Origin of the sequence: Microbacterium sp. RU33B, assembly GCF_900155915.1 — a bacterium.
Classification (GTDB): domain Bacteria; phylum Actinomycetota; class Actinomycetes; order Actinomycetales; family Microbacteriaceae; genus Microbacterium.
This window is the reverse complement of the sequence record NZ_FTPO01000002.1, coordinates 379,057-392,321: the sequence shown is the minus strand read 5'-3', so window position 1 is coordinate 392,321 and position 13,265 is coordinate 379,057. Positions and strand designations below refer to the sequence as shown.

10 protein-coding genes are annotated in these 13,265 nt (G+C 70.3%); 3 read left to right on the top strand and 7 right to left on the bottom strand.

Annotated elements, in window-relative coordinates; genetic code table 11:
* Positions 1-11 precede the first annotated feature (11 nt).
* A complete protein-coding gene (gene purL, locus B0B14_RS11440) occupies positions 12-2,348 on the bottom strand; it encodes a phosphoribosylformylglycinamidine synthase subunit PurL (RefSeq protein ID WP_076681917.1) in 2,337 nt (778 codons plus the stop codon).
* 122 nt (positions 2,349-2,470) lie between these two features.
* Between purL and B0B14_RS11435 the strand changes: the two genes are divergently transcribed.
* A complete protein-coding gene (locus B0B14_RS11435) occupies positions 2,471-2,839 on the top strand; it encodes an ArsR/SmtB family transcription factor (protein ID WP_076681915.1) in 369 nt (122 codons plus the stop codon).
* A 2-nt stretch (positions 2,840-2,841) separates the two neighbouring features.
* Positions 2,842-3,822: an SRPBCC family protein gene (locus B0B14_RS11430; RefSeq protein WP_076681913.1), complete on the top strand. Its 981-nt coding sequence runs from the start codon at positions 2,842-2,844 to the stop codon at positions 3,820-3,822.
* Between the two features lie 58 nt (positions 3,823-3,880).
* Here the strand turns inward: B0B14_RS11430 and B0B14_RS11425 are convergent, their stop codons facing one another.
* A complete protein-coding gene (locus B0B14_RS11425) occupies positions 3,881-4,987 on the bottom strand; it encodes a fatty acid desaturase family protein (protein ID WP_076681911.1) in 1,107 nt (368 codons plus the stop codon).
* A 153-nt stretch (positions 4,988-5,140) separates the two neighbouring features.
* Here B0B14_RS11425 and B0B14_RS11420 point away from each other — a divergent pair, with 153 nt between their 5' ends.
* On the top strand, positions 5,141-6,034 hold the full coding sequence (locus B0B14_RS11420; protein WP_076681909.1) for a TerC family protein: 894 nt from the start codon (positions 5,141-5,143) through the stop codon (positions 6,032-6,034).
* Between the two features lie 109 nt (positions 6,035-6,143).
* Here the strand turns inward: B0B14_RS11420 and B0B14_RS16205 are convergent, their stop codons facing one another.
* The 5 genes from B0B14_RS16205 to kdpB form a co-directional block, all read right to left on the bottom strand.
* On the bottom strand, positions 6,144-7,109 hold the full coding sequence (locus tag B0B14_RS16205) for a hypothetical protein (protein WP_083710565.1): 966 nt from the start codon (positions 7,107-7,109) through the stop codon (positions 6,144-6,146).
* A gap of 161 nt (positions 7,110-7,270) precedes the next feature.
* A complete protein-coding gene (locus B0B14_RS11410) occupies positions 7,271-7,948 on the bottom strand; it encodes a response regulator (protein WP_076681907.1) in 678 nt (225 codons plus the stop codon).
* A complete protein-coding gene (locus tag B0B14_RS11405; RefSeq protein ID WP_076681905.1) occupies positions 7,945-10,458 on the bottom strand; it encodes a DUF4118 domain-containing protein in 2,514 nt (837 codons plus the stop codon). The genes B0B14_RS11410 and B0B14_RS11405 overlap by 4 nt, the downstream gene beginning before the upstream one ends.
* A gap of 13 nt (positions 10,459-10,471) precedes the next feature.
* Positions 10,472-11,083, bottom strand: a complete 612-nt coding sequence (gene kdpC / locus B0B14_RS11400; RefSeq protein ID WP_076681903.1) for a potassium-transporting ATPase subunit KdpC — start codon at positions 11,081-11,083, stop codon at positions 10,472-10,474.
* A 24-nt stretch (positions 11,084-11,107) separates the two neighbouring features.
* The gene (kdpB, locus tag B0B14_RS11395) at positions 11,108-13,264 is read right to left on the bottom strand and encodes a potassium-transporting ATPase subunit KdpB (RefSeq protein ID WP_076681901.1); all 2,157 of its coding nucleotides are present in this window, start codon (positions 13,262-13,264) and stop codon (positions 11,108-11,110) included.
* Position 13,265: the final 1 nt, after the last annotated feature.

Genomic DNA, 13,265 nt, shown 5'->3' with positions numbered 1-13,265 from the left:
GCACCCCTGCGTCAGCCGGCGACCGGCTCCGACACCGTGGCGCCGAACACGCCGGGGAGCGTGCCCTGCGAGAGGTCGCGCAGCTCGGTCAGCGGCACGGTGAAGACGCCCTGCACCTCGAGCGCCGCGGCATCCCCGTCGGCGGCCGCATCCGTCACGCCGATGCGGAGCACGGGGTAGCCGCGCCCGTCGCACAGGCCGCGGAACTTCACGTCGTCCTCGCGCGGCACCGACACGATCGCGCGACCGGTCGACTCCGAGAACAGGGCGGTCGCGGCATCCACTCCGTCGCGCTCCATGATCTCGGTCAGCCACACGCGCGCCCCGACGCCGAAGCGCATCGCGGCCTCGGCGAGCGACTGGGCGAGCCCACCGGAGGACAGGTCGTGCGCGGCCGATACGAGCGACTGCTGGCCGGCGGCGTGCAGCAGCTCGGCGAGCTTCTTCTCGTTCGCGAGGTCGACCGCCGGCGGCCGTCCGCCGAGGTGGCCGTGGATCGTGCCGGCCCAGGCCGAGCCGCTGAGCTCGGTGGCGGTGACGCCGAGGAGGTAGATGTTCTCGCCCGGATCCTGCCAGCCCGAGGGGATGCGGCGTGCGACGTCGTCGATCACGCCGAGCACGCCGACGACCGGCGTCGGGAAGATCGGCACGTCGCCGGTCTGGTTGTAGAACGAGACGTTGCCGCCCGTGACGGGGATGCCGAGTTCGAGGCATCCGTCGGCGAGGCCTTCGACCGCCTGCGAGAACTGCCACATGACCTCGGGGTTCTCGGGGCTGCCGAAGTTGAGGCAGTCGGTGACCGCGGCGGGTGCGGCGCCGGTGACGGCGACGTTGCGGTACGCCTCGGCGAGGGCCAGCTTCGCGCCCTGGTAGGGGTCGAGCTGACAGAAGCGGCCGTTGCAGTCGGTGGCGATGGCGAAGCCGAGGCCGGAGTGCTCGTCGACACGGATCATGCCCGCGTCATCCGGGAACGACAGGGCGGTGTTGCCCATGACGTAGTAGTCGTACTGGTTCGTGATCCACGCGGTGTCGGCCAGGTTGGGGCTCGCCACGAGCTGCAGGAACTGGCGGCGCAGCGTGTCGCCGTCGAGATCGCGCGGGAGAGCGGATGCCGAATCGTCGCGGAGCGCGTCGAGCCATACGGGGTAGGCGACCGGTCGCTCGTAGACAGGTCCGTCGACGGCGACCGTGGAGGGATCGACGTTGACGATCTCCTCTCCGTGCCAGAAGATCTGCAGGCGGCCGTCTCCGGTCACTTCGCCCAGAACGCTGGTCTCGACGTCCCACTTGCGCACGACCGCGAGGAACGCATCGAGCTTGTCGGGCGCCACGATCGCCATCATGCGCTCCTGGCTCTCGCTCATGAGGATCTCCTCGGGCGTGAGCGTGGGGTCGCGCAGCAGCACGTTCTCGAGGTCGACGCGCATGCCCGAGCCGCCGTTGGCGGCGAGCTCCGAGGTCGCGCACGAGATGCCGGCGGCGCCCAGGTCCTGGATCGCCTCGACGAGGTCGTCGCGGTAGAGCTCGAGGCAGCACTCGATGAGCACCTTCTCGGCGAACGGGTCGCCCACCTGCACCGCGGGGCGCTTCGTGGGGCCGCCGTCGGCGAACGTGTCGGACGCGAGGATGGATGCTCCGCCGATGCCGTCGCCTCCGGTGCGGGCGCCGAACAGCACGACCTGGTTGCCCGCGCCCACCGCGTTGGCGAGCTTGAGGTCTTCGTGGCGGAGCACGCCGACCGCGAGGGCGTTGACGAGCGGGTTGCCCTGGTACACCGAGTCGAACACCGTCTCGCCGCCGATGTTGGGCAGGCCCAGGCAGTTGCCGTAGAACGAGATGCCGCTCGTGACGCCGTGCACGACACGTGCCGTATCGGGGTGGTCGATGTCGCCGAAGCGGAGCTGGTCCATGATGGCGACGGGGCGCGCCCCCATCGAGATGATGTCGCGCACGATGCCGCCGACGCCCGTCGCCGCTCCCTGGAACGGCTCGATGTAGCTCGGGTGGTTGTGCGACTCGACCTTGAAGGTGACCGCCCACCCCTCGCCGATGTCGACGACGCCGGCGTTCTGCCCCATCCCCACCATGAGGTTCTTGCGCATCTCGTCGGAGACCTTCTGCCCGAACTGGCGCAGGTAGATCTTGCTCGACTTGTAGGAGCAGTGCTCGCTCCACATCACCGAGTACATCGCCAGCTCGCCCGACGTGGGGCGGCGGCCGAGGATCTCGCGGATCTGGGCGTACTCGTCGGGCTTGAGACCGAGGGCCGCGTACGGCTGCTCCTTCTCGGGAGTCGCGAGGGCGTTTTCGACGGTGTCGGCCACGGGGGCCGAAGGAGGGGTGGTCACGCGGCTCAGCTCCAGGATTCGGGGATGCCGGACAGGCTCAGTCTAGTTCTCCGCCGCGGTCGGCCGATGTCTGCGCGATCGGGGGTTGCGCTCGCGGCATCCGGGGTCTAACGTACAACCAAATGGTTGCACAACAGGAGCTCAGCGATGTCGAGATCGACCGTGTCTTCCACGCACTCGCCCAGGCGACGAGGCGTGACATCCTCCGCCGCACGATCGAGGGCGAGCGATCGGTGTCGACGCTCGCCCGTCACTACGACATGTCGTTCGCGGCGGTGCAGAAGCACGTGGCCGTGCTCGAGGCCGCGGGGCTCATCGTCAAGCGGGCCGAGGGCCGCGAGCGTCTCGTCCGGGCGGATCCCGAGATGATCGCCCGCGCACAGGCGCTGCTGCGCCACTTCGAAGACCTCTGGCGTGCCCGCATCGACCGCCTGGACGTACTGCTCGCCGAACCGGCATCCGAAACCAGCACCACCACCGAAGGAGAGTGACCATGCCCGTCACCGACGTCACCACCGACCCCGAGACCCTCACGCTGACGATGACGGCGGACTTCGCCGCCCCCGTCGAGAGGGTGTGGGGAGCATTCACCGAGCCGCGTCAGCTCGAGAGGTTCTGGGGCCCTCCCGGCTACCCCGCGACCTTCCCCGCCTTCGACTTCGCCGTCGGCGGTGTGGCGCGGTACTACATGACCAGCCCCCGGGGCGAGCGTCACCACGGCCGCTGGGAGTTCCTCGCGATCGAGCCGACGTCGTCCTTCTCGATCCTCGACTCGTTCGCCGACGAAGACGGCCGGCCCGTCGACGACCTGCCGGCGACCCGCACCGTGTACGCGTTCGAGGCGACGGCCGACGGTGCGCGGGTGGTCTCGACGTCGTACTTCCCCTCGGTGGAGGCGCTCGAGCAGCTCGTCGCGATGGGCATGGTCGAAGGTCTCACGATGGGCGTGAACCAGCTCGACCTCGTGCTGCAGGGGCTCCGCGACTTCGCGCAGGGCAAGGGCACGCAGACCGAGCTGCTCGACGACACGCATGTGCGCATCACCCGGCTCATCGACGGGCCGATCGATCTCGTCTGGCGCGCCCATCAGGAGCCCGAGCTGATCCAGCAGTGGCTGCTCGGACCCGACGGCTGGCGCATGTCGGCGTGCGAGGTCGACCCGTCGGTCGGCGGTCGCTACCGCTACGAGTGGGAGCCTCTCGACGCCGCAGCGGGTGAGCCGTTCGGATTCGACGGCGAGACCCTGCTGAGCGAGGCCCCGCGCCGAGCGGTCACCACCGAGCACATGACCGGCACCGACTTCCCGTCGACGCTGAACGACCTCACCCTCTACGAGGAGGACGGGGCGACGCTCATCACGCTGCTCATCGAGTATCCCGACCGCGAGACCCGCGACATGGTGCTGGCGACCGGGATGACCGACGGCATGGAGGCCAGCTACGCGCGCCTCGAGCGCACGCTCGTCACCGCCTGATCACGCGAGAACGGCCCGGCACCCGCATCTGCGGGGCCGGGCCGTTCGTCGTGGAAGCTCAGACGCTGCGGAACTGGCCGATCATCGGGCAGTCGAACGGATCGCGGGCGGACAGGCCCACCCGGTTGAGGTACGCGATGACGATCGCGTACGACTCGATGAGGCTCGTCTCGGTGTACGGGACACCGCGGGTCTCGCACTGCTCCTTGACGATCTCGCGGGTCTTGGCGAGGTGCGGGCGCGACATGCTCGGGAACAGGTGGTGCTCGACCTGGTAGTTGAGGCCGCCCATGAGGATCGTCGCCCACCAGCCCCCGCGGATGTTGCGCGACGTGCGCACCTGCTTGGAGAAGAAGTCGAGCTTCGCGTCGGCCGCGATGATCGGCATCCCCTTGTGGTTCGGAGCGAACGACGCGCCCATGTAGACGCCGAAGACGGCGAGCTGCACGCCGATGAACGCGAACGCCATGCCGAGCGGCAGGAACAGGAAGATCGGGGTGAAGAACAGGGCGAAGCGCAGCACGACGAGGCCGAGCTCCGTCCAGCGGCCCTTGACCTCGCCCGGGGAGAGCAGGTGCTTGAGGCCGAGGAAGTGCAGGTTCAGACCCTCGAGGGTCAGCAGGGGGAAGAACAGCCAGCCCTGGTGGCGCGTGATGACGGCGTGCAGGCCCTTGGCCTTGGCGGCATCCTCTTCGATGAATGAGATCGTGTCGATCTCGATGTCGGGATCCTTGCCGACCCGGTTCGGGTTGGCGTGGTGGCGGTTGTGCTTGCCGGTCCACCACGAGAGGCTGATGCCGACGACGCCGCTCGCGAGGATGCGGCCGAGCCGGTCGTTGGCGGGGCCCGAGCTCAGGATCGCCCGGTGGGCGGACTCGTGGGCCAGGAACGACACCTGCGTGAACAGGATGCCGAACGCCGCGGCGATGAGCAGCTGGAACCAGCTGTCGCCGAGCAGGATGAAGCCGGTGATCGCTCCGCCGAAGCCGACGGCGAGCAGCGCGCCGACGCCGATGTAGAACCACGGTGCGCGGGCCAGCAGGCCCGTCTCGCGGACGACCTGCGCCACTTCGGTGTAGGCGCGGGCGACGGGCGGGAAAGTTCCGGTGCCGGCGTACGTCTGGCGTACGGGGCCGAGTCGAGCTTCCGGGGCGATGGTGGCCATGAAGGCACCTACTTCGTTCGGATGCCGGCCTGGCGGCCGACGCTGAGCTACAGGCGGGTGCCCTTCACTGTCAGCAACGCTACGGGGTGCGTATTACCCGGCCGGAATGCATCACGCCTAGGTGAGCGGCATCGGCGCCCCTACGATCGATCCGTGGACTTCTCCTTCGCTTTCACGCCCGACCTCATCGCGGTGTTCCTGACGCTGTTCGTCCTCGAGATCGTCCTCGGTGTCGACAACGTCATCTTCATCTCGATCCTCGCCTCCAAGCTCCCCAAGGAACAGCAGGCCAGGGCGAGAAACCTCGGCCTCACGCTGGCGATGCTCATCCGCGTCATCCTGGTCTTCTTCGCCGGGTGGATCATCACGCTGAAGGAAGACGTCGTCGTCTGGTTCGGCATGGGCTTCTCGTGGAAGGACTTCATCCTCATCGCGGGAGGGCTCTTCCTCGTCTACAAAGCCGTGACCGAGATTCACCACAAACTCGAAGGTGCGGAGGAGGAGCACGGCACCGGCGGCGGCCGAAAGGCCATCACCTTCGGATCGGTCATCACGCAGATCCTCCTGCTCGACATCGTCTTCTCGCTGGACTCGGTGATCACGGCGGTCGGCATGACGGAGAACCTCGTCGTCATCATCACGGTCGTCGTGCTGTCGTTCGGGATCATGCTGTTCGCGTCGCGCTTCATCTTCAGCTTCGTCAACAAGCACCCCACGGTGAAGATGCTGGCGCTGTCGTTCCTGCTGCTCATCGGCGTCTTCCTCATCGCGGAGGGCTTCGGCATCAAGATCGACAAGGCATTGATCTACGCGCCGATGGCGTTCGCGATCCTCGTCGAGGCGCTCAACCTCATCTACTCGGCGAACAAGGCCAAGCGTGAGCAGAAGCGGCTGCACGCGGTGCAGCTGCGCCCGCAGTACCCCGACGTCGACGAGTCCGTCGCCGTCGCCGCGGCGCTGTCGAAGGGCGCCGGGTCGGTCGGCCTCTCCCGCAAGCCCGTCGCCGGCGACACCCCGGCGGGCGAGGAGCGCGCGGGCCTGGGCTGACCGTCAGGGGCTGGCCGATCTCGCGATCTCCCCGTGACCGCTGCAGATTCCTGCGAGGGCTGCGTCGCACGAAGGCGCGCTCGCAGGAAACTGCCGCAGTCGCATGGCCTCACCTGCCGGGACGCGGTCGCGCGGTCGGGAGTCCTGCGGAGCGGAGGATGTCGTAGAGCCGCTGTGGTCTCGTCAGAGCGGGCGTGCGCCACCGGGAGAAGGCGGAGACCTGCCGTCGGAGGTCGTCTTCACGATCCTTCTCGGCGAGCACGGCGTATTCGGGCGGACCGCCACCCCGGAGAGCAGGGTCGAGATACTTGCCAGCCCCGTCGAACTCGCCGATGTGCCGGTGATCGCGCCAGAAGAAGTCGACATAGGCATCCGACCCGCTGGAAAGGCGGAAGCATGTCTGCAGTTCGGGCGCGGGGAACCCCTGCACCGCAATGAGGACGCGGCTCTGAGACTCGCGGACGCTGTCGGCGAGGGACGTCGAGAACTCCGCGGCTCGCACGGCTCTGGCGGCCCCGCGACCCTGCCGATCCGCGGTGGCGGCGAGGAGAGCCGGTCGATCGACCGCGGCACCACCGGGGCGTCTCGCCCAGAGCGCCTGATCGGCCACCGCCACGGCATCGGTGAACCGCATCGCGGCGATCAGGTCGACCGTCGTCTGCAGCGGGGTCGTGACCGCATGCTCGCCCCAAGTGACCGAAGCGACGGCACCGAGTCGGCGCGAATGGCGACGGACGCCGCCGCTCGAGCGACCGCCCGAACTCGAAGCGATGCTCACGTCGATCGCATCCGGCCACGGCCCGAGGATGTCGATGCCGTGGAGCGCAGCCGCGGCGAAGTGCGAGAACACCTGACCGCGCTGCAACCGCGCGCTCGCTTCCCACACCCGTTGGGCGTGTCGAGCGAGCGGGGTGAGAGCGTTCCACGCGGAGCTCTCGACGAAGCTCCCACGCGCGATGCGGACGATCCTGCCCGCCTCGATCTGTGCGCGCAGACGGCGGTCGTTCACCGGTTCGCCGTCGTTCTCACGCCGCCGGTACACCGTGTCGAGGGGTGCACGTGCGATCCAGTTCATGCGAAGAGCGTCGCCCTTCGCGGCATCCGCTCTCACCCGGGCGATCGGGATCGGGGACTGCGTCCGACCGCTACGGGCTGTGGAGGACCCAGCGGACCGCCGAGTGCCCCACTCGCAGGAGACGGGCGCAGTCGGGCGTGCGGCGCCTTCGTCAGGACCCGTCAGGGCTCGAGGACGAGCCGGTACCCCATCCCCTGTTCGGTGATCAGGTGCGCGGGGTGCGCGGGGTCGGGCTCGAGCTTCTTGCGCAGCTGCGACATGTAGAGGCGCAGATACCCCGAGTCGCTGACCTGCTCGCTGCCCCAGATCTCCTTCAGCAGCGTCTGCCGCGTCACGAGCGCGCCCGCGTTGCGCGCGAGGAACTCGAGCATGCGCCACTCCGTGGGCGTGAGGTGCACGCGCACGCCGGCCCGGGTGACCGTCTTGGTGGCGAGGTCGATCGTCACGTCGGCGAACGCCACGGCGGGGGAGACGGATGCCTCGACCGCCCGCCGCGACAGGGCGCGCAGGCGCGCGAGCAGCTCGTCCACCTGGAACGGCTTGGTGACGTAGTCGTCGGCCCCGGCATCCAGCGCCTCGACCTTGTCGGCCGAGCCGGTGCGACCCGATACGACGAGGATCGGCGCGGCGCTCCACCCCCGCAGGGCGTGGATCACGCCGACACCGTCGAGACGGGGCATGCCGAGGTCGAGCATCACGAGGTCGGGATGCTCCTTGGCCGCGAGGGCGACCGCCGCCGCGCCGTCGGGGGCGGCGACGACGTCGTAGCCGTGCGCGGAGAGCGTGATGCGCAGCGCCCGCACGAGCTGCGGATCGTCGTCGGCGATGAGGATCTTCACGTCGGCGGCCTCTCGTCGGGAGTCACGGCGACGGGGAGCGAGATCACCATGGTGAGACCGCCGCCGGGGGTGTCATCGGGGGTCAGCGTACCGCCCATGCCTTCCGCGAACCCCTTCGAGAGCGCGAGGCCGAGGCCCAGGCCGACCGTGTTGTCGGTGTCGCCGAGGCGCTGGAACGGCGCGAAGATGTCTCCCCGGCGTTCGGGCGGCACGCCCGGACCGCGGTCGACGATGCGGATCTCGGCGGTGGCTCCGAGGCTGCTCGTGGTGATGAGCACGGGAGACCCGGCCGGGCTGTGGCGCTGCGCGTTGGCGAGCACGTTGACCAGCACGCGCTGCAGCAGCACGGGGTCGGCCTGAAGCGGACCCAGCTCGGGGTCGAGGGCGAGCTCGACGTCATCGGGACCGAGGGCGAGCTCGTCCAGTGCCGAGAGCACGCTGCCGGCCGCGTCGACGGGGGCGAGCGAGATCGCGAGCACGCCGGCTTCGACGCGACTCACGTCGAGAAGATCGGTGACGAGGCGCGACAGCGTGGTCAGGCTCTCGTCGGCCGTCGCGAGCAGCTCGCGGCGGTCGGCATCGGAGAGCTCGGAGCCGGCCGCGCGCAGCCCGCCGATCGCGGCGACCGCTGCGGCGAGCGGTCGGCGGAGGTCGTGGCTGACGGCGGAGAGGAGCGCGGAGCGCACCTGGTCGGTCTCGGCGAGGGCGTCGGCCTCTCGGGCCGTCGCGGTGAGGTCGGTGTGCTCGAGCGCGGCCGAGAGCTGCGCGACGATCGCGTCGACGAGGCGGCGCTCCGAGGCGTCGAGCGCTCCTCCGTGCAGCTCGAGCGAGGCGCGCGGAGTGCCGTCGGCGCTGCGGCCGACGGGCAGCACCTCCGTCTCGCCGCCCGGCTCGCCGTCGGTGGCGAGCACCGTGCCGTCGGCGGCGACCAGCCGGACGCCGGCGAGACTGAGCGATTCGCGCGTGCGGGCGATCATCGCGGGAACGGCGCTGCCGCCGCGGAGCACACTGCCGGCGACGGTGGCGAGCAGATCCGACTCCGCTGCGGAGCGGCGAGCCGCCCGCGCGGCCCGGGCGGCGCGGTCGACGACGAAGCTCACGAGCACCGCGATGACGACGTACAGCGCGAGGGCCCAGGCGTTGCGGGGATCGGCGACGGTGACCGTGTAGAACGGTTCGACGAAGAAGAAGTTGAGGGTGAACCCCGACATCACGGCCGCGAAGACGGCGGGCCAGATGCCGCCGACGAGGGCGACGACCACGACGAGCAGCTGATACGCCAGGACGTCGCTCGTGATGGTGTCTTCGGAGCGGATCGTCACGAGCAGCCAGGTCAGGAGGGGTCCGCCGGTCAGCGCGAGCGCGAGGCCGAGGAGGCGGCGCTTGAGGCTCAGCGCGCCGCCGGACAGCCGGGGGAGACGAAGGCCGCCGGCGGAGCCGTGCGTGACGATGTGCACGTCGATGTCGCCCGACTCGCGCACGACCGTCGCGCCGATGCCGGGCCCGGTCAGGGCCGCCGCGAGCCGGCTGCGGCGGCTCACGCCGATCACGAGCTGCGTGGCGTTGACGGATCGCGCGAAGTCGACCAGGGTGCGGGGGATGTCGTCGCCGACGACCTGGTGATACGTGCCGCCGAGGGACTCGACGAGCGACCGCTGGGTCGCCAGGTCGCCCGGACTGCCGGTGCGCAGGCCGTCCTGGCTCGAGACATGGACGGCGAGCAGCTCGCCGCCGGCCGACCGCGCGGCGATCCGGGCGCCCCGGCGCACGAGGGTCTCGCCCTCCGGCCCGCCGGTGAGGGCGACCACGACGCGTTCGCGCGCCTGCCACGTGCCGTCGATCCCGTGCTCGGCGCGATACGAACGCAGGGCGCTGTCGACCTCGTCGGCGAGCCAGAGCAGCGCGAGCTCGCGCAGCGCGGTGAGGTTTCCCAGGCGGAAGTAGTTCGAGAGGGCGGCGTCGATCCGCTCCGCGGGGTACACGACACCGGCCGCCAGCCGATCGCGCAGCGACTGCGGTGCGAGGTCGACCACCTCGACCTGATCGGCGGCGCGCACGACCGCATCCGGTACGGTCTCACGCTGCGGAACGCCGGTGATCTGCTCGACGACGCCGTTCAGTGATTCGATGTGCTGGACGTTGACCGTCGTGATGACGTCGATGCCGGCATCCAGGATCTCCTGCACGTCCTGCCAGCGCTTGTCGTTGCGCGAGCCGGGGGCGTTCGTGTGCGCGAGCTCGTCGACCAGGGCGATATCGGGCGCGCGCGTCAGCACGGCGTCCAGATCCATCTCGGTCAACTCGACCCCGCGGTGCGACACGACGCGACGCGGGAGGGCGGGGATCCCCTCGGTGCGCGCCGCGGTCGCGGCACGGCCGTGGGTCTCGACGACCGCGACGACGACATCGGCCCCGTCGTCGAGCAGCCGGCGGCCCTCCTCGAGCATCTCGTACGTCTTGCCGACGCCGGGGGCGGCGCCGAGCAGGATCCGCAACCGCCCCCGCTTCATCGTCTTCAGCCTCTCAGCCCTGCAGGTCGTCGAGCGCGAGGTTCAGCTCGAGAACGTTCACGCGGGGCTCTCCGAGGTATCCGAGGTCCCGTGACTGGATCTTAGACTCCACGAGCGCGCGGACCTCGTCCTCGCCCAGTCCGCGGGCCTCCGCGACGCGCGCCACCTGCAGCAGCGCGTAGGCGGGGCTGATGTGGGGGTCGAGCCCCGATGCCGATGCGGTGACCGCGTCGGCGGGGATGTCGGCGGAGTCGACGCCGTCGCGCTCGGCGATCGCCGCCTTCCGCTCCTCGATGGACGCGATGAGGTCGCCGTTCTCCGGACCCAGATTCGAGCCGCTCGAGGCGCCCCCGTCGTAGCCGTCGCCGGCGGCCGAGGGGCGGGACTGGAAGTACTCCGGCAGCGCCTCGCCGTCGGCATCCGTGAACGATTGGCCGAGGAGGGCGCTGCCCACCGCCGTGCCGGCATCGTCGCGCACGATCGAGCCGTTCGCCTGCCAGGGGAGGGCGAGCTGCCCGATCGCGGTGATGAGCGCCGTGTAGCCGACGCCGAGGACGAGGGTGAAGACGAGCATCGCGCGGACGGCGACGCCGGCGGTGCGGAGGGTGGTGCGGGTGCGGGACATGTCCGTATCTCCTGGGAGGCCGGGTCAGAAGCCCGGGATGAGGCTCACGACGAGGTCGATGAGCTTGATGCCGACGAAGGGGGCGACGATCCCGCCGAGACCGTAGATCAGGAGGTTGCGACTCAGGATCTGCGACGCGCTCGCCGGGCGATAGGCGACGCCGCGAAGCGCCAGCGGGATGAGCACGACGATCACGAGCGCGTTGAAGATGATCGCGCTGGTGACGGCGGATGCCGGGGAGCTCAGCTGCATGACGTTGAGCGCCGCGAGGCCCGGGAAGATCCCCATGAACATCGCGGGGATGATCGCGAAGTACTTCGCGATGTCGTTGGCGAGCGAGAACGTGGTGAGCGCGCCGCGCGTGATCAGCAGCTGCTTGCCGATGCGCACGATGTCGATGAGCTTCGTCGGGTCGCTGTCGAGGTCGACCATGTTGCCGGCCTCCTTCGCCGCCGACGTGCCCGTGTTCATCGCCACGCCGACGTCGGCCTGCGCGAGTGCCGGCGCGTCGTTCGTGCCGTCGCCGGTCATCGCGACGAGGCTCCCGCCCTCCTGCTCGCGCCGGATGAGGGCGAGTTTGTCTTCGGGGGTGGCTTCGGCGAGATAGTCGTCGACGCCCGCCTCCCGTGCGATCGCCGCCGCGGTGAGCGGATTGTCGCCGGTGATCATGACGGTGCGGATGCCCATCGACCGCAGTTCCGCGAAGCGCTCGCGGAGGCCGTCCTTGACGATGTCCTTGAGGTGCACGACGCCCAGCAGCGTGCCCGATCCCGACGGGTCGAGGGTCGCGACCACCAGAGGCGTGCCGCCCGACTGCGCGATCGCGTCGGCCTCGCCGGTGAGCTGCGCCCGCGTGCCCGCGGGGACGGGAGCGCCGGCCGCCTCGAGCCAGGCCAGCACGGCCGATCCGGCGCCCTTGCGCACCTGCGTGCCGTCCGAGAGGTCGAGCCCGCTCATGCGCGTCTGCGCGGTGAAGGGGACGATGGTCGCGCTCGGCGGCTGGGTGACCCGGATGCCGCGGGCGGCCGCCAGCTCGACGACCGACACCCCCTCGGGTGTGGGATCGGCGAGCGACGACAGGGCTGCGGCGCGGGCGAGCTCATCGTCGCCGACGCCCGGCATCCGCACGAAGTCGGACGCCCGGCGGTTGCCGTAGGTGATGGTGCCGGTCTTGTCCAGGAGCAGCGTCGTGACGTCGCCGGCGGCCTCGACGGCCCGCCCCGACATCGCCAGGACGTTGCTCTGCACGAGACGATCCATGCCGGCGATGCCGATCGCCGACAGCAGGGCGCCGATCGTGGTGGGGATGAGGCACACGAGCAGCGCCACGAGCACGGGGATCGACACGGGGGAGGCCGCGTACGACGCGATCGGGTTGAGGGTGAGCACCACGACGACGAACACGATCGAGAGGCTCGCGAGGAGGATGTTCAGCGCGATCTCGTTCGGGGTGCGCTGGCGCGAAGCCCCCTCGACGAGCGCGATCATGCGATCGACGAACGTCTCGCCGGGCCGCGACGTGATGCGCACCACTATGCGGTCCGACAGCACGCGCGTTCCACCGGTCACCGCCGAGCGGTCGCCGCCGGACTCGCGCACGACGGGGGCGGACTCGCCCGTGATCGCCGACTCGTCGACGGTCGCGATGCCGTGGACGATGTCGCCGTCGCCCGGGATGAGCTCTCCGGCCACCACGACGACGACGTCGTCGAGGGCCAGGTCGGAGGACGACACCTCCTCGGTCTCGGCGGCCGCGGCCGCGGCATCCGTCGACGCGTCGTAGGAGCGCACGCGCCGGGCCATCGTGCTCGTGCGCGTCTTTCGCAGCGACGCCGCCTGCGCCTTTCCGCGGCCCTCGGCGACCGACTCGGCCAGGTTCGCGAACAGCACGGTGAGCCAGAGCCAGACCGCGATGCCCCACGTGAAGCCGACCGGCACGCTGCTGCCGCCGGAGGCCTCGGGTCCGCCGAGGAACGGCTCGGCGATCGCGATCGCGGTCGTGAGCGCCGCCCCGACCCACACGAGGAACATGACGGGGTTGCGCCACAGCTCGCGGGGGTCGAGCTTGCGGAACGCGCCGGGGAGGGCCGCGACGAGCTGCGACCACCCGAACGAGCGCGCGGGAGTGCGGGGGGACGCGGCGACCGAATCGGGGACGGGGGTGAGAGTGGATGTGGACATG